This window comes from Candidatus Nanogingivalaceae bacterium (assembly GCA_015257795.3).
GTDB lineage: Bacteria > Patescibacteriota > Saccharimonadia > Saccharimonadales > Saccharimonadaceae > Nanogingivalis.
The window spans coordinates 415479-431748 of sequence record CP072208.2 but is presented as its reverse complement, the minus strand read 5'-3'; the positions used below and the strand labels follow the sequence as shown (position 1 = coordinate 431748).

Here is a 16270-nt window from a genome sequence, read left to right as displayed (position 1 = left end):
ACTAGTGGCGAAGTTAAAAACAAAGTTTGTATGTCAAGAATGTGGAGCTAGTTATCCAAAATGGTCGGGAAAATGCGAAAATTGTGGCCGCTGGAACACACTAGTCGAGCAGGTTAGTGAATCTTCCGGTAAGGATGCAATTAGTAAAAGTGCTAAAACCGGGCGCATTTTGGATGTGCAAAATTTAAATGAGATTATTTCTGAAAAGAAGCAGGAAAGGATTTCTAGCGGAATAAAAGATCTGGATACTGTCTTGGGGGGTGGAATTTTGCCGGCGGGTGTGTTATTGATTGCTGGTCAACCAGGAATTGGCAAATCAACACTCTTAATGCAAGTATCATCTTTCATTGCCAGCTCTCGACCAGTATTGTATGTTTCGGGTGAAGAGTCTGCGGAACAGGTTGCTTTAAGAGCTCAACGACTCGGTGCTTCGGGATCGAATAAATTGAAATTCGCCAGTTCAACTTCAGCTGATGATATTTCGGCAACTATTCGTGAAGGCAATTTTGATTTAGTTATAATTGATTCGATTCAAACCTTAGCGATGGAAGAAGTTTCAAGCGCACCGGGAACGGTTTCGCAAATCACAAATTCATCTAATTTAATTATTCGGGCTGCGAAAAAATCTGGAACAGCGGTTGTTTTGGTCGGCCATATTACCAAAGAGGGTTCAATTGCTGGACCCAAAACTCTCGAACATTTAGTGGATGTTGTTCTTAACTTTGAAGGCGACCGATATGGTGGTTTCAAAGTAGTTAGAGCGGTTAAAAATCGTTATGGCTCAACCAGCGAAGCAGCTATTTTCGAAATGGTTGATAATGGATTGAAGATTGTCGAAAATCCTTCAGCTGCTCTTTTGGCAGAGCGACAAAATACCGATGGGTCAATAATTATGGCTACACTTGAAGGTACGCGGCCAATTTTAGTGGAAATTCAGGCTTTAGTTACCACCTCAAATTTTGGTTATCCAAAAAGAGCTGCAAGCGGATTTGATATTAATCGACTTAATTTATTGATTGCGGTTCTTCAGCGACGCACAAAATTAGACTTAAGTGATAAAGATGTGCATATTAACGTTGTGGGCGGGCTTAAGCTTGATGATCGTGCGGCAGATTTGGCTGTTGCGATGGCGATTGCTTCGGCGGCAGCTAAACGTAAACTTTCTGATGGTGTTGTGGTATTTGGTGAAGTTGGTTTGGGTGGTGAAATTCGAACGGTTTCTCAAGCAGAAAGAAGAATTGCGGAAGCTAAAAAACTTGGTTTTACGAATGCGCTTGCGCCAAAAAATTCTTCGAAAGATAGCTTTGTGACAGCGGTGCGTGATTTGCGCGAAGCCTTAATTAAATATTTACAATAAAAGGATATTATTTTATGGAAACATTTTTATTAGTTTTAATTTTATTTATTGTTTGCGGAATTTGGTTTGATCTTAAAAAGGATAAGCCATTAATTTCGAAAGCAAAAAAGCAAATACTAGTCGATACTTCAATTTTAATCGACGGGCGTTTTTTGGCAGTAGCAAGAACTGGGTTTATTAATTTTGATATTTTAATTCCTCGAAGTGTTGTTGGCGAATTACAGATTTTAGCTGATGGTGGAGATGATGAAAAACGGGTTCGAGCAAGATATGGGCTAGATATTATTTCAGCCCTTCAGAGCGAAGAAAAGGTGACAGTAAGTATTTTAGCTGATGGAAATTCTGCTTCAGAGGGGGTTGATAATCGATTGCTTTCGTTGGCTAAAAAAATGAATGCTGAAATTTTGACAGCAGATTACAATCTTAATAAAGTTGCTAAGGTTGAAGGAATTGAGGTTTTAAATATCAATGAACTCGTTCAGTCTGTTAGAGCGGATTATCTGCCGGGTGAAAAAATCATGCTTGAAATTACCCAAAAAGGAAATGAGAAAAAGCAAGGTATCGGACATTTACCTGATGGTACAATGGTTGTTGTTGAAAACGGCGAAAATTTAATTGGAACAATTAGTGAGGTAGAATTTATTCGTTCACTTCAAACTGCTGCGGGAAAAATGATGTTTGCACGACCAGTGGGCGTTAAAAAAGCAAAAATCGAAAATACGAAAAGTAAAGGTCGTGCTGTTAAAAATTCGAAAGTCGAAAAGCCTGTGCAAAATACACAAGTAGAAGTTTCGAAAAAAAATAATGTTGAATCTCGAAGTAAAAAGAATAAGAGGGCGGTCAAAGCAAAACCGAGCGCAAAAAATACATCAAAGACTAAGGAAAAAAGCCAAAAGCCTAAAACTCAAACTCGTCGCCGAACACAAAAATCGATGGAAGCGAGTTTGGTCGAACTTGCGAATAAAGAATAAGAGAGCAAATATCCGCTCTCCTTTATTTTTTTGATGTCATTGGTATTTTTCGTGATTGGAAGCGTTTTTTAGTGCTAACAACCGGGGTGCGATATTTTTTTAATAGAATTTCGTTCTCCCTAGATTTTTTAGTAATTCGGGCCTGACGAGACATTCCTAAGTTTTTTAAGAAATCTGGTTCGAAAAGGTTTGGAATTCTTTCGAAACTATTAATTTCGGATTGCAGTTTGGATTGAGTTAAGCCTTTGAATATTGCGATTAATTTTCTGAGCGCTTCTTGTTCATCTAAAGTGGGCGTAAAAATAATAATCATAGTCCCATCTTGCAGATCTTGAATATCGTCGTAATCACGTAATTCGATAAAATTACCTCTAATAATACCAATGAAATGTGCTGAATTTTTAAGTCCCATTTTTGAGACCTCCTTCATTTGTGATTTTTAAATTATATCATATATGTCTTTTTATGTCAATGTATGGCCAGATCTTGAAAACAAGTTGTTTTTTTGTTAAAATTAGAGAAAGAAAAGAAAGGAAAATATGGCTGATTTTAATAAAATTTTAACACCTGGAAATTATCAAGACGGAATTATTAATGTTGTGGTTGAAATTCCTACTGGCTCAACTCATAAGATTGAATGGAATCGTGAATTGGCTGTGATGCAACTAGATCGTGTGGAGCCAAAAGTTTTTGCAAAACCTACAAATTACGGATTTATCCCACAAACTCTTGATGAAGATGGTGACGAATTGGATGTTTTGCTTATCACAAATGATCCGCTCACGACTGGAATTTTCTTGGAAGCACGAATTCTTGGTGTGATGAAGTTTGTCGACGATGGTGAAGTTGATGACAAAATTATCGCTGTTCCAGCAGATGATCGTGATACTGGTAATGCATATAAGACTTTGGCGGATTTGCCAGAGCAGCTTATTAAACAGATTGAATTCCACTTTAATCACTATAAAGATTTGAAAAAAGCTGGTACAACTAAGGTTGAAAAATTTGGCGATATCGAAGAAGCAAAAGAAGTTATTGCGGAATCAATCGCTCGCTGGAATGAAAAATAATTATAGATTTGAATTGAGATAATAAATATAATTATATAAAATAAAAACTGAGCATATTGCTCAGTTTATTTTGATTTTCTCTTTCTATCAGCCTCCATTCTATTGCTGATTATATTGTTGAATATTGAATACATCGGTTTATGAGTTTGTACAATCAATACTCTAAAATAATCTTCTGCGTCCAGTTTTCTGATATTTTTCAGAAGATTATCTGTTGCTTCCTTTTTGTGTATGATGACATATCTAAATTCGTCATTTCTTAAATATCTCTTAATGGATTTGAGAGATGTGTCATCATTAGAGGATAGATTACTTACTAAAGAGCCTTGTGTGAAAAATGGTAAATAAGTATTTTTCGTATGGGTTAAGCCTTTCTTGCTGTTTTTTCTAAAAATACAAACTTTAGTTTCTTTCACTATATCAAGGTATTGTTCTGGGAATCTACTCCTTATGTTGGCTATTCGGCTTATGTAGTCTTTTTTTATGGGGCTACTTTCCTCAAAATTATCAACTTTTGGATGATCAAATTTTAATTCCGAAGGTTTTTCGGTTTGGATTATTTGATAGTCCTCCTTGTTTTCTTCTACCGCAAGTATAGAGTTAATCAGCTTTTGTGATTCGAAAAAGAAAGTATATATTTTATTTACTTTCATTTCGAGCAAATCTATTCTTTGACTTTGCTCTTCACACTCAGATGCGACAATTTCCTTAAACAGAGACAGTAAGTTGTCTGTTAATTCTCTCAACGGTTCTTGTGCCATGTTAGCACCTCCTAAAAAAATCGAAAATCAATTTGAAATGTTCAACTTTCGTATTTTTATATATTACAATATTTATCCATAAAAGTCAAATGGAATAATTGATTTTTTTTGGAATTTATGTATAATTAATATATGGAAAAGGCTGAACTCTTAAGAATTGCGAAACCGTTTTATTCTGCGGAAGATATAAAAAAATTAGAAGAAGCTATTGATTTTGCAACCGAAAAACATAAAGGTCAAATGCGAAAATCTGGCGAAGAATATATAACGCACCCATTAAAAGTGGCTAGCTTTTTAGTTGAATGGGGTATGGATATTGATACGATTATTGCAGGGGTTTTACACGACGTTGTAGAAGACACAGAAACACCATTAGATGAAATTGAAGAACATTTCGGCAAAGATATCGCTTTTTTGGTTGATGGTGTAACTAAGGTTGGGAAGGCACGTGCAGGAATGGGAAATCTCGAAACGTATCTTCCTCAAACAAAAGATAATCTTTCGAAATTATTGATTGCGGTTGGGCAAGATGTTCGCGTGGTGATTATTAAGTTGGCGGATAGATTGCATAATGTTCAGACTTTACAATATATGTCTCCAGAAAAACAAAAGAAAATCGCCCAAGAAACTTTGGATGTTTTTGCACGAATTGCTGACCGTTTAGGAATGGGACGCGTACGAATGCAAATGGAAGAGCAAGCTTTTCTTTACTTGAATCCGAAAGAATATAAGCGACTTGAAAATGAAATTCGAAAACGACTCGGTAAAAGTACTCGAAAATTAGGAAAAGTACGTGAAGAGGTTGAAAAAGAGCTAAAAAAAGCGGGTGTAGAGTTTGAGATTTCAGGGCGAGTTAAGAGTGTCTATTCTCTTTATAAAAAACTTAAAAAAACCAGGGGCGATATTGATCGGGTATACGATTTAATGGCTTTGAGAATTATTGTGAATTCGAAAGATGACTGCTACCGTGTTTTGGGGGTATTGCATTCAATTTATAAGCCAATGATTGAACGAATCAAAGATTATATTTCAATGCCAAAACCAAACGGCTATCAATCGCTGCATACGACTGTGATCACACCTTCGAAATTAATTGCAGAGTTTCAAATTCGAACGCGTGATATGCATGAGTTTGCCGAGCGTGGTTTGGCGGCGAGTTTTCATTATCACGAGCAAAAATCGAGCAAAGACTATATTTCGGGAGCAACTTCGAAGCGACGAAGTGAGGTTAAAGGTAATGGGGGTCTATCGAATGAATTGCAATGGATTGTGCAGCTCCAGGATGTTGCGCAACGGTTAAGAGATGGTGAAGAGATTAACCCCGAACAGCTTCAAATTGATATTTTCGGTGATCGGATTTTTGTGTATTCTCCAAAAGGCGATATTTACAATCTACCCGAAGGTGCTTTGCCACTTGATTTTGCTTATATGGTCCACAGCGATATTGGTAAATATGCTTATGCTTTTCGCGTGAATGAGAAAATCCATGCGTTCGATAAACCGCTTGAAAAGGGTGATGTGGTTGAAGTTTTAACGCGCAAGAGTTCTGAGCCAAAGATCGATTGGCTTGATTTAGTAAAAACTTCACACGCACGAATCAAGCTTCGTTCACAGCTTCGCCAAAGAGGCGATTTGGAGCCGATTAAAAATGCTGAAGCGATTCGAGCCAGAAAATCGGGCGAGAAATAAAATTTGAAAAATATGTCGACTTCTTTGATTTTTCCAACTTTAATTTTAAATGTAAAAGGAGAATATGAAACTTTCGAAAATTCATCGAAAAATGATTTTGGCATTCGCGCTGAAGCGGCGTAAAAGTATGATTTTGGTTTTTGAGAATAGCTTTTGGGGAAGAATAAAATTTTCAATTATTCGGGCTGTTTTTCGAAAGAATATTCACTTTCACTCGTTCTGGAATAAAAGCCGCACACATTCGAAAACGCAAATTTTTCTTTTTCGCAAAATTGAGAATTTGGAAAAATATCTTGAGGCTGAAAGTCTTTCCTGGTACGGTAATGAAAGAGAAAAATCAATTTTGTTGGGCGAAGCTTTGAATTATCCTGAATTTGCGATTCAAGATTTTGTTAAAATGTTAAACGAAGAAAACCCGCAAAAAATGAGTTTTAAGAATTTTGATTTTGGCTACGACGGTTTTGTTTTTCGTGTGGAGAATTTTCGAAAAGTTTTAGATTGGCTAAAATCGCAAGAGGTTCCTTTCAAAAAATCGCATTTTAGGGTTTTTGAAAATGGAAAATGGCGTGATTTGTCGCAGGGCAAGATTGAAAGAGTGAAATATGAAAATTAAGGACAAAATCTCAAGGAACCCGAAAGCGGTTGTAACACTTCTGGGCTCTACGGAATATGAAAATTCTGAGAATAGGGATCTATTAGATACCCTTTTAACCCTTGCATTGCGTGCGGTTGAAGGTAATGAGGGGAATCTTAAAGAATTTTACGAATATTACGACCAGATTTTTGACGAAATTAAAGATGATGCTATCAATCTTTTATAGTAAAAACTTCATACGCATGAATCAATCTTTGTTTGTAACTTCATCAAAGGGGTAATTTAGGGCTAATCAAGAATACTAAGGTGATTAAAGTGATAAGAGCTGGTGAAAAAATAAGTAATTAGTATATTGCTAGAAAAGTCGAAACCCTACCTTTAGCAGTGGAGTTTTAATTTGGTGCTTTTTCTAGATTTTTTAAAGCGTTTATGTTAAAATAGAACTAGGAAATTTAATAAAAAGGAGACGAAATGTCTAAAAAAATTGCAATTAATGGATTTGGGCGAATTGGTCGCAATGCCTTTAAATTAGCTTTTGAAAGAGATGATATTGAAGTTGTAGCGATTAATGACTTGACAGATACGAAAACTTTAGCGCATCTTTTAAAGCACGATTCAACTTATGGAACTTATCACTATGATGTGTCTTATGATGAAAACTCAATTTTTGTTGCCGGAAAACAAATTCGCGTATTAGCAGAGCGTGATCCAGCGCTTTTGCCTTGGGGAGAATTTGGTATTGATGTTGTAATCGAAGCAACAGGATTGTTTGTACAACCAGAAAAAGCTCGTGCACATATTAACGCTGGTGCAAAAAAGGTTGTGATTTCAGCTCCTGCGAAAGGTGATGGAGCTAAATTCATTGTGCTTGGTGTGAATGAGCGCGAACTTACGCGCGAAGATGATATTATTTCTAACGCTAGTTGTACGACAAACTGTATTGCTCCAGTGATGGCAGTTCTTGAACGCGAATTTGGTATCGAAAAGTCTTTGATGACGACAGTCCACTCTTATACCGCAAGCCAGAGGATTCTAGATGCTCCAGCAAAAGACTTACGTGAGGCTCGCTCTGCAGCTGAAAATATAGTTCCAACTACAACCGGCGCAGCAATTGCGACCGCAAAAGTTATTCCATCTCTTGAAGGAAAGTTTGATGGTTTATCAGTTCGAGTTCCAACGGCGGTTGTTTCGTTGAGCGATATTACTGCTGTTTTGAAACGAAACACAACAAAAGAAGAGATTAACGAAGTATTTAAGCGTGCTGCCGCAGATCCATTTTATCAGGGAATTCTAGCGGTTACAGATGAACCTTTGGTCTCGATGGATTTCAAGGGAAATTCTCATAGCTCTATTGTTGACTTATCATTGACAAACGTTGTTGACGGAAATCTTATTAAGGTCGTAGCTTGGTATGATAATGAATGGGGATACTCTAACCGCTTGGTCGAAATTGTTGCTGATGTAGCGGTGAATATTTAAAGGTTTTTTGATGAAGATTTTTATTGGTGCAGACCACAGAGGTTATTACCTTAAAGAAAAAGTTTTTAAATATTTAAAAAATAATGGCTACAATATAGAAGATATTGGTGGTTTTGAATATAATCCAAATGATGATTTTCCAGAATTTGCGCACATGGCGGTTTCGAAAATTCGCGCCAGTGATGAGAGCGATTCTCGTGCTATTCTAATTTGTGGCGGTGCACAAGGAATGGGAATGGCCGCGAACCGTTATAAAGGTATTCGTGCGTCTGTTGTATGGGAGCCTGAAGAAGCAAAATGGACTCGTAACGACAATGATAGTAATGTTCTCTGTTTGCCAGCGCGAGTCTTTGATAAAGATGATATGGAAAACATGTGGAAGGAGACCGTAGACGTTTGGCTTAAAACTCCTTTTGCGGCTGCGCCGCGTTTTATACGAAGAAATAATCAGATAGATGAGGTTTAAATGTCGATAATTACACCAGCAATTTTAGCAACCAATCCAGAAGAATATAAAGAGCAGGTTGAGAAAATCTTTCCTTTTGCTGAAAGGGTTCATATTGATGTTACAGATGGCGAATTTGCGCCTAATTTAACCTTGCCTGAAACTCAAATTTGGTGGCCTCAAGAATGGAAGGTTGATATTCATATGATGGTTGCTCGTCCTAGTGAGCACATTGATGCGATTATTCAACTTAACCCTAATATGGTGGTTTTTCATTCTGAGGTTGAAGAAGATCTTGTGCCTATTTTTGAGCGACTTAAAAATGAAACTATGATTAAGCCAGGTTTGGCTTTGCTTCGTTCAACTGTCCCAGAGACAGTTGCGCCAGCAATTAAGGCTGCAGAGCACATTTTAATTTTTAGTGGCAACTTGGGCGAAATGGGTGGTATCGCAAATATGATGCAACTAGAGAAGATTCGATTAATAAAGGCCATTAATAGCAACGTTGAAATAGGTTGGGACGGTGGCGCTAACCTTTCGAACGTTTTTAACTTAACTCAGTCTGGAGTTGATGTTGTGAATGTTGGTGCGGCAATTATGCAAGCACAAGATCCAGAGCAGGCTTATCATCAGATGGAGACTGAAATTAACCGTAAAGGAGCAATTTAAAAGTGTCATCGCCTAAGATACTTTCAGTTGGGGCTGCCACTCAAGATGTTTTTTTGATCAATTCACCAGACTTTAAATTGATCTCAATGGCAAAGAATCAAGATATCGTTGAGCTTGATTTGGGCTCTAAAATAACAGTTGAAAATATTGAAATTTCAAGTGGTGGTGGCGCTACGAATGCTGCAACCACTTTTGCTCGACAAGGTTTAGAATCTAGTTTTATGGGTGTAGTTGGGTCGGATTCATCGGGAGAGCAGGTATTAAAAATGCTTGACGAAGAGTCTGTCGATACATCTCGGGTGGAGTTTTCAGATAGATATAATACAGATTATTCAGCAATTATTTTAGCACCAAATGGTGAGCGTACAATTTTAACTTATCGTGGTGCGTCAGAACATATTTATGTTGATAATTTTGAATTAAAATATGGTGAGTTTGATTGGGTTTACCTTTCTAACTTAGCTGGAAGATTCGATGTTATTTCGAAAATCATTCAAGAATCGGTAAAAAAAGGCGCAAAAATTGCCTGGAATCCTGGTAAAAATGAACTCGAGAATCCAGGAAAAGTTCGAACTTTATTAAAAGATGTTGAAATTTTAATTTTAAATAAAGAAGAAGCTAGTTTAATTTTTGAGGGCGTGTCTGCTGAAGAAATTGTTCGCAGTGGTGCAGAATTTGTGCCGGTGATGATTTTAACAGATGGTCCAAACGGTGTTTGGGTCAAAGCCGGGGGCAAAATTATTCATGCCGGAATGTATGAAGATATTCCTTCGGTTGATAGAACGGGTGCGGGTGATGCTTTTGGTTCTGGGTTTGTTAGTCAATGGGCTCAGGGCGCAGATATTAAGCAGAGTATTTTATTCGCAAGCGCAAATTCAACTTCTGTGATTCAATATCTGGGTGCTAAAAAAGGAATTTTATATAAAGATTCAAATCTTCACGATATGCCGATGGAGGAGATTTGATAATGAAAACTTATAAACTTTCAGAGCTTTTAGGTTTAAAAGGTGCTTATGCGCGAAGGTTTAATTATGAAATAACTAGTTTAGAGTCTAAAAAGCCACAAACAAAAAGCGTTTCAGCGCAGATTATGGCAAACTTGTATAAAAAATCGCGTGATTTAGAACAGGAATTGGGTTTTTTACAGAGTGATGTTTTGAATGTAGAAGCAATTTCGGCTTTAAAAAATAAGCTTAATAATGATGATTTTTGGAAGAAGAATGAAACGTCGGTGATATTTACCGAAGACGGTTTTGTTTCGGTGAATAAAAAAGATGTTGAGTTGAATTCAAAAAAAGAATTTAAAAATACCGATAAGTTGGTTTTCGAAAATTTTCAAGAAGCTTTAAAAGTAGAAATCTTAGAAAAATACCAAAAAGTATTTTCAAATTATTCAAAAAAACAACTAGAAGAAAAAATATTTTAAAAGGAGAAAAATGAGATATCAAATTTGTGTTTCTGGGGCTGCCACCGGAGATAGTGTTATGGCTTCAAAGGATTTAGCTTTTAGACTCGGGCAAGAGATTGTTCGGCAAGGAAAGATTTTAACAACTGGTGCAACGGTTGGTTTGCCACACTACGCTGCTTTGGGTGCGGTTAGTGTTAAAGGTCGAACGGGCTTGAGTATTGGTTTTTCGCCTGCTTCAAGTTTTCGACAACATGTGAATACTTATAAATTGCCGTTTAAGCCTTTTGATTATATTAATTTTACGGGAATGAGCTATGTTGGGCGTGATACACACTTGGTGCTTTCAAGCGATGCGGTAATTACAGTTGGCGGCCGGATGGGGTCGCTTCACGAACTCGCAACCGCTCTAGAATCTCGCAAAGTTTGCGGTGTCTTGCTTGGAAGTATGGCGCTTGCCGATTACGTTCCAACACTTTTGCAAAATGTTGAAGCTCCAGGAACGAAAGATATAATTTATGACAATAACCCTGAACGGCTTGTTCGTAAAGTGATTGCACGACTTGATGAAAAAAATGCAGACTTCATTGCACCACGAGATGATGACCATCTTTCAGAAAAACGCGCTGGAAACGGATAAAGCTAACCGCTCAATTTGGGCGGTTTTGCTTTTTGATGAAATATATTATAAAATATAAATAATGAAATATCGTGAGTTTAAATTAAAATCAAAATATCAACCAACTGGTGATCAACCGCAGGCAATTTCACAATTAGTCGAGGGTTTAAAGAAAGGTGAGCATGAACAAACTTTGTTGGGTGTAACTGGTTCGGGTAAAACTTTTACAATGGCAAATATTATTCAAGCCACTCAAAAACCAACTTTAATTCTGGCGCACAATAAAACTCTTGCGGCTCAGCTTTATGGTGAGTTTAAAAAGTTTTTTCCTGAAAATGAAGTTCATTATTTTGTGAGCTATTTTGATTATTATCAGCCCGAAGCTTATATTGCAAGTACGGATACATATATCGAAAAAGATTCGCGAATAAATGAAGAGATTGAAAAACTTCGACACGCCGCAACTGAGGCGTTGTTAACTCGGAGCGATACGATTATTGTTTCGAGTGTTAGCTGTATTTATGGTATCGGTTCGCCAGCAAGCTATATGCAAATGGCGTTGCATATCAAACCCGGAATGCGTTATAATCGAGATAAATTTTTGAGGCATTTGAAAGATATTCAATATGAACGAAACGATGTTGATTTTTCTCGCGGAACTTTTCGAGTTCGTGGCGATACGATAGATATTTTCACTGCGGGATCAGATTTGGCAGTGCGAGTGGAATTTTTTGGTGATGAAATCGATAGGCTAACAATCACCAATCCGCTTACAGGTGAGATTCTTGAAAAACCGCAATTTTTTGATATTTTTCCGAATTCTCACTACGCTACTCCAAAAGAAATTATCGATCGAGTAATTCCACAAATTGAGAAGGAATTTTATGCGAGATATGAATATTTCGAAAAAAATAAAAAATATCTTGAGGCGCAACGATTAGCTCAGCGTACAAAATATGATCTTGAAATGCTTCGAGAAACTGGATTTGTAAAAGGGATTGAAAACTATACGCGATATTTAACTGAGCGCGCACCCGGTGAACAACCCGCAACTTTGCTGGATTATTTTCCGGATGATTTTTTACTTTTAGTTGATGAGTCGCACATGACTTTACCACAAGTTCGAGGGATGTTTAATGGTGACCGAGCGCGTAAAACTGTTTTGGTGGATAATGGTTTTCGCTTACCCTCGGCTCTTGATAACCGACCTTTGACTTTTGATGAATTTTATAAACATATTAATCAGGCGATTTATGTTTCGGCAACCCCTGGCGATTTTGAGCTTGAGCATTCACCAAAACCAGCTCAGCAAGTTATTCGTCCAACGGGACTATTAGACCCTGAAATTGAAGTTCGAAAAATTGAAGGTCAAGTTGACGATTTAATGGAGGAAATTCAAAAACGGATTTCGAAAGGTCAGCGAGTTTTGGTTACAACTCTGACTAAGAGGATGGCTGAAGATTTGAGTGGATTTTTGGAAGAAAACGGGATAAAAACAGCGTATATCCATAGCGAAATTGACACCTTGGAGCGTGGTGATATTTTGCGTGATTTACGCGAAGGAACTTATGATGTTCTCGTTGGAATTAATCTTTTGCGTGAGGGTTTGGATTTGCCAGAGGTTAGTTTGGTTGCAATTTTAGATGCGGATAAAGAAGGTTTCTTGCGTTCAGAAAGTGCATTAATTCAAACGATCGGGCGAGCAGCTAGGCACGAAGAAGGAAAAGTGATTATGTATGCCGATAAAATAACTCGTTCAATGAAGCTTGCGATCGACGAAACGAATCGGCGACGAGAAATCCAAAAAGAATATAATTTAAAAAACAATATTACACCGAAAAGCGTTGCGAGTGAAATTAGCGAAGGTTTGCGCGCAATTATTCCGCAAAAAGATAAAAGACCAAAACTGGACTTAAGAAAAATTCCGCGTGAAGAATGGGATAATTTGATTCAAGATTTAACAAACCAAATGAATCTCGCCAGTGCGAATTTGCTTTTCGAGGAGGCGGCAGATTTGCGAGATCAGATTGCGGAAATTAGAAAGAGAATGGTGAAATAAAAAAACTATTGACGAACTTTTTTATGTTGATATAATTATAGCATTAGCTCATCCAGGGAGTACTTTTATATAATGTGGGGTGAAAAAATGGTTAAAAATAAATTCAAAATTATAAACTATCACATTATTTTTGGCCTGTATGATTGGTTTTAGTTCTACGGCTAAAGCTGATATGAGATTGGGTTGCTTTTCATATAGGTAACGAAGTTGCTAGTTGGGGAAATGTTATTATATCTTCAAACTTTTCTGTTGTTCCTTCGTCTGGGCAAAATTCCACATTGGAATTGTCTGGAATTTCCAGAAACTTTAGGGTTTATGAACTAAGAGGGTCACTATTGCTAGTTTTGTGAAGTATAGAAATTTTTTCGGAGGCATAGGAATTAAGGAATTTACAAGAGTTATAGAAATTCCTGATAAGGGATATTTTATATACATAAAATAGAATAGTTTTTTGGACGAGCTATTTTAATTGAAAGGATATTTATGAAATTTATTAATCAAAAAGACAAGAAAGTTTTTAGAATAATTGCAGTTTCGTTACTCGTCTTATGGAATTTAATTCTTTCGGCTGGAGTAATTTTTCTTCACCAAAGAATTAATAACAATATTAAGACTTCGGGTGAAATTAATGTAAATCAAATGAATTATATAAACGAGTTGAACCAACGAATCGAAAAACTTGAGAAAAAATAAACTTAGAGACTTCCAATTTTTGGGAGTTTTTACTTTAAAAATCTTTCGAAAAGTGATATACTTGTTGATATGGAAAAAATATCAAAAGACGAAGTTAAGCATTTGGCGGAGCTTTCAAGTATTTTGCTAAGTGAAGAAGAAATTTCGAAAGCTAAAGCGTGATATAATAGGATAGGTTATGGAAATTATAGAATTATTAAAGGTGATTATAGTTAGTGCTATTGAGGGAATCACCGAGTGGCTTCCAGTTTCAAGTACTGGGCATATGCTTTTATTTGATCATTTCGCTAAACTAAGTTTTTCGAAAGATTTTAAAGACCTGTTTATGGTTGTTATTCAGCTTGGCGCAATTATGGCGATTGTTTTTATCTATTGGTCAAGACTCAATCCTTTGGATAGACATAAAAATTCTCGCGAAAAACATGAAACTATTGAATTGTGGAAAAAAATAATTATCGGTGCAATTCCTGCCGGTGTTGTTGGTTTGTTGTTGAATAGTTTTATTGAAAAACATTTCGAAAACATGTGGGTTATCGCTTCAATGTTGGCTATTTATGGTGCATTATTTATTGTGATTGAACGATATCGTGCTGTTCATAGAATTTCTCCACGAGTTGAAAAATTTGAAGATATGACATATAGGGATGCTGCTAAAATTGGTGCATATCAGATGTTAGCTTTGATTCCAGGAACTTCTAGGAGTGGATCAACGATTATTGGAGGTTTATTAACAGGAGTTTCACGTAAGATAGCTGTAGAGTTTTCATTCTTTATGGGGATTCCTATTATGTTAGGGTCGAGTGCACTAAAAATAGTAAAATACGGTTTTAAGTATTCGTCTAGTGAGATTATGTATTTGATGGTTGCTTTAGTGGCTACATTTATTATTTCAATGATAGTTGTTCGATTCTTGACCGACTATCTTAAAAAACACGATTTTCAACTATTTGGCTGGTATCGAATTATTCTAGCTTTGGTAATGATTTGCTGTTTTATGATAAAATAATTTTTGACTTTAAATAAGATAGAAAGTATGGTAAAATAAGAACTATGAACTGGAAAACAATAGTTAAATCGATGAAAAATAGAGACATGCAAAAGCGTGTTTTTGGGGTGGTTGGGCTTTTAGTAATTTTTAGATTTTTGGCGCACGTACCAATTCCGCTTGCTAATGCGGGGAATCTTAAGGAAGTTGTTGAATCGGCTATTAAAAGCACGGATTTGGGTGGATTTATTAACCTTTTGACAGGTGGAGCTTTAACTAGCTTTTCTATTATGCTGGTTGGATTAAGCCCATTTATTACGGCTTCTATTATTACTCAGTTGATGACCAAGGCTATTCCTTCTCTTGAGGAGTTGAATAATGATGGCGAATCTGGTCGTCGTAAAATTAACCAATGGACACGAATTTTGACAGTTCCTTTGGCGATTATTCAGTCGATTGCATATGTTTTTATTCTTCAGACTACAGTGCTTCAGTCAAATTCTGCAGCCTTCAATGGAATGAGTCTTACAAACTGGATCGTTGCTGTTACGGCGATGGTTACAGGATCTGTTCTTTTGATGTGGATTGGCGAAATTATTACCGAAAAAGGTGTTGGAAACGGTATATCTTTGGTTATTTTTGCTGGTATTATTTCGCAACTACCAACAACTTTAGCTACTTTAGTTTCTTCAATTTCAGACACTAAAGATGGTGCACTAAGTGTTTTTGGATGGTTTACGCTACCGGTTAACAGGATTACTTTTGTGGTAGCAATAATTCTTGCGGTAGTTAGTTTAATACTTTTGTATATCCTGGTTAAAATTAATGAAGCTCAACGTGTTATTACTATTAATTATGCAAAACGAGTTCATGGTAATTCTTCTTATGGTGGTATTAAAAGTATTTTACCTGTTAAATTGATCGTTGCGGGAGTTATTCCAGTGATCTTTGCTGTTTCGTTTTTAAGCTTGCCTGCATTTATAGGTCAAGTTATGAAAAATGCGAAAGTTAATGTTGATTTAGCAAATAACCTTATCAAATGGTTCTCGGCACCAAACCAAGGAACCTTTACAGGTGCTTCTCTTGAGTCGTTTATTTATCCAGCGGCATACTTCGTCTTAATTGTTGTATTCACTTATTTCTATACTTCAATCGTATTTAATTCAAATGAGATTGCAGACAATCTACAAAAACAAGGTGGATTTATAGAAGGTGTTCGTCCGGGAATTTCTACTGCTAATTACCTCAATAAAGTAGTTAATCGTTTGAATCTATTTGGCGCAGTAGCTCTTGGTTTGATTGCTCTATTGCCATTCGTGGCCGATTATCTATTATATAACCTTGCTTCGATTCAAAGTAGTAATCTATCTATCGGAGGAACGGGTATCTTGATTGTTGTGACTGTAGCTCTCGAAACAATTCGCCAAGTAAACTCACGAGCGTTAATGGTCACGTACGACGACTATAAATAAG

General features: G+C 36.5%; 18 protein-coding genes. 16 read left to right on the top strand and 2 right to left on the bottom strand.

Annotated features, from left to right (window positions below):
• The first annotated feature begins 4 nt into the window (after positions 1 to 4).
• A complete protein-coding gene (gene radA / locus HXK94_002270; protein ID QTI96080.1) occupies positions 5 to 1357 on the top strand; it encodes a DNA repair protein RadA in 1353 nt (450 codons plus the stop codon).
• Between the two features lie 14 nt (positions 1358 to 1371).
• Positions 1372 to 2328: a hypothetical protein gene (locus HXK94_002265; protein QTI96079.1), complete on the top strand. Its 957-nt coding sequence runs from the start codon at positions 1372 to 1374 to the stop codon at positions 2326 to 2328.
• Positions 2329 to 2350: 22 nt separating this feature from the next.
• Here the strand turns inward: HXK94_002265 and HXK94_002260 are convergent, their stop codons facing one another.
• Positions 2351 to 2740, bottom strand: a complete 390-nt coding sequence (locus HXK94_002260) for a hypothetical protein (GenBank protein ID QTI96078.1) — start codon at positions 2738 to 2740, stop codon at positions 2351 to 2353.
• A gap of 127 nt (positions 2741 to 2867) precedes the next feature.
• On the opposite strand from HXK94_002260, the gene HXK94_002255 reads away from it, so the two are divergent.
• Positions 2868 to 3398, top strand: coding sequence for an inorganic diphosphatase (locus HXK94_002255; protein ID QTI96077.1), 531 nt, complete (start codon positions 2868 to 2870; stop codon positions 3396 to 3398).
• A 65-nt stretch (positions 3399 to 3463) separates the two neighbouring features.
• On the opposite strand, the gene HXK94_002250 is transcribed toward HXK94_002255, so the two are convergent.
• The gene (locus HXK94_002250; protein QTI96076.1) at positions 3464 to 4159 is read right to left on the bottom strand and encodes a hypothetical protein; all 696 of its coding nucleotides are present in this window, start codon (positions 4157 to 4159) and stop codon (positions 3464 to 3466) included.
• 132 nt (positions 4160 to 4291) lie between these two features.
• On the opposite strand from HXK94_002250, the gene HXK94_002245 reads away from it, so the two are divergent.
• The 13 genes from HXK94_002245 (at position 4292) to secY (ending at position 16269) form a co-directional block, all read left to right on the top strand.
• Positions 4292 to 5848: a RelA/SpoT family protein gene (locus tag HXK94_002245; GenBank protein ID QTI96075.1), complete on the top strand. Its 1557-nt coding sequence runs from the start codon at positions 4292 to 4294 to the stop codon at positions 5846 to 5848.
• A 64-nt stretch (positions 5849 to 5912) separates the two neighbouring features.
• Positions 5913 to 6461 (top strand): hypothetical protein, encoded by a 549-nt coding sequence (locus HXK94_002240; protein ID QTI96074.1) that lies wholly within the window; start codon positions 5913 to 5915, stop codon positions 6459 to 6461.
• Positions 6451 to 6669, top strand: a complete 219-nt coding sequence (locus HXK94_002235; protein QTI96073.1) for a hypothetical protein — start codon at positions 6451 to 6453, stop codon at positions 6667 to 6669. The genes HXK94_002240 and HXK94_002235 overlap by 11 nt, the downstream gene beginning before the upstream one ends.
• 245 nt (positions 6670 to 6914) lie before the next feature.
• The gene (gene gap, locus HXK94_002230; GenBank protein QTI96072.1) at positions 6915 to 7922 is read left to right on the top strand and encodes a type I glyceraldehyde-3-phosphate dehydrogenase; all 1008 of its coding nucleotides are present in this window, start codon (positions 6915 to 6917) and stop codon (positions 7920 to 7922) included.
• A 10-nt stretch (positions 7923 to 7932) separates the two neighbouring features.
• On the top strand, positions 7933 to 8388 hold the full coding sequence (locus tag HXK94_002225; GenBank protein ID QTI96071.1) for an RpiB/LacA/LacB family sugar-phosphate isomerase: 456 nt from the start codon (positions 7933 to 7935) through the stop codon (positions 8386 to 8388).
• Positions 8389 to 9036, top strand: a complete 648-nt coding sequence (locus HXK94_002220) for a hypothetical protein (protein QTI96070.1) — start codon at positions 8389 to 8391, stop codon at positions 9034 to 9036. It begins immediately after the preceding gene.
• Between the two features lie 86 nt (positions 9037 to 9122).
• Positions 9123 to 10001 (top strand): carbohydrate kinase family protein, encoded by an 879-nt coding sequence (locus tag HXK94_002215; protein QTI96069.1) that lies wholly within the window; start codon positions 9123 to 9125, stop codon positions 9999 to 10001.
• A gap of 2 nt (positions 10002 to 10003) precedes the next feature.
• A complete protein-coding gene (locus HXK94_002210; protein QTI96068.1) occupies positions 10004 to 10462 on the top strand; it encodes a hypothetical protein in 459 nt (152 codons plus the stop codon).
• 10 nt (positions 10463 to 10472) lie between these two features.
• The gene (locus HXK94_002205; protein ID QTI96067.1) at positions 10473 to 11081 is read left to right on the top strand and encodes a hypothetical protein; all 609 of its coding nucleotides are present in this window, start codon (positions 10473 to 10475) and stop codon (positions 11079 to 11081) included.
• 61 nt (positions 11082 to 11142) lie between these two features.
• Positions 11143 to 13119, top strand: coding sequence for an excinuclease ABC subunit UvrB (gene uvrB, locus HXK94_002200; GenBank protein QTI96066.1), 1977 nt, complete (start codon positions 11143 to 11145; stop codon positions 13117 to 13119).
• Between the two features lie 483 nt (positions 13120 to 13602).
• The gene (locus tag HXK94_002195; GenBank protein QTI96065.1) at positions 13603 to 13812 is read left to right on the top strand and encodes a hypothetical protein; all 210 of its coding nucleotides are present in this window, start codon (positions 13603 to 13605) and stop codon (positions 13810 to 13812) included.
• Between the two features lie 178 nt (positions 13813 to 13990).
• Positions 13991 to 14818: an undecaprenyl-diphosphate phosphatase gene (locus HXK94_002190; protein ID QTI96064.1), complete on the top strand. Its 828-nt coding sequence runs from the start codon at positions 13991 to 13993 to the stop codon at positions 14816 to 14818.
• 44 nt (positions 14819 to 14862) lie between these two features.
• Entirely contained in the window at positions 14863 to 16269 is a 1407-nt protein-coding gene (gene secY / locus HXK94_002185) for a preprotein translocase subunit SecY (GenBank protein ID QTI96063.1), read from the top strand.
• The last annotated feature ends 1 nt before the right edge of the window (position 16270 follow it).

Excerpts from the sequence above, each read along its gene's own strand:
- HXK94_002265 (QTI96079.1), top strand. The coding sequence starts at position 1,372 with ATGGAAACATTTTTATTAGTTTTAATTTTATTTATTGTTTGCGGAATT.
- HXK94_002260 (QTI96078.1), bottom strand. The coding sequence starts at position 2,740 with ATGGGACTTAAAAATTCAGCACATTTCATTGGTATTATTAGAGGTAAT.
- HXK94_002255 (QTI96077.1), top strand. The coding sequence starts at position 2,868 with ATGGCTGATTTTAATAAAATTTTAACACCTGGAAATTATCAAGACGGA.
- HXK94_002250 (QTI96076.1), bottom strand. The coding sequence starts at position 4,159 with ATGGCACAAGAACCGTTGAGAGAATTAACAGACAACTTACTGTCTCTG.
- HXK94_002245 (QTI96075.1), top strand. The coding sequence starts at position 4,292 with ATGGAAAAGGCTGAACTCTTAAGAATTGCGAAACCGTTTTATTCTGCG.
- HXK94_002240 (QTI96074.1), top strand. The coding sequence starts at position 5,913 with ATGAAACTTTCGAAAATTCATCGAAAAATGATTTTGGCATTCGCGCTG.
- HXK94_002235 (QTI96073.1), top strand. The coding sequence starts at position 6,451 with ATGAAAATTAAGGACAAAATCTCAAGGAACCCGAAAGCGGTTGTAACA.
- gap (QTI96072.1), top strand. The coding sequence starts at position 6,915 with ATGTCTAAAAAAATTGCAATTAATGGATTTGGGCGAATTGGTCGCAAT.
- HXK94_002225 (QTI96071.1), top strand. The coding sequence starts at position 7,933 with ATGAAGATTTTTATTGGTGCAGACCACAGAGGTTATTACCTTAAAGAA.
- HXK94_002220 (QTI96070.1), top strand. The coding sequence starts at position 8,389 with ATGTCGATAATTACACCAGCAATTTTAGCAACCAATCCAGAAGAATAT.
- HXK94_002215 (QTI96069.1), top strand. The coding sequence starts at position 9,123 with ATGGCAAAGAATCAAGATATCGTTGAGCTTGATTTGGGCTCTAAAATA.
- HXK94_002210 (QTI96068.1), top strand. The coding sequence starts at position 10,004 with ATGAAAACTTATAAACTTTCAGAGCTTTTAGGTTTAAAAGGTGCTTAT.
- HXK94_002205 (QTI96067.1), top strand. The coding sequence starts at position 10,473 with ATGAGATATCAAATTTGTGTTTCTGGGGCTGCCACCGGAGATAGTGTT.
- uvrB (QTI96066.1), top strand. The coding sequence starts at position 11,143 with ATGAAATATCGTGAGTTTAAATTAAAATCAAAATATCAACCAACTGGT.
- HXK94_002195 (QTI96065.1), top strand. The coding sequence starts at position 13,603 with ATGAAATTTATTAATCAAAAAGACAAGAAAGTTTTTAGAATAATTGCA.
- HXK94_002190 (QTI96064.1), top strand. The coding sequence starts at position 13,991 with ATGGAAATTATAGAATTATTAAAGGTGATTATAGTTAGTGCTATTGAG.
- secY (QTI96063.1), top strand. The coding sequence starts at position 14,863 with ATGAACTGGAAAACAATAGTTAAATCGATGAAAAATAGAGACATGCAA.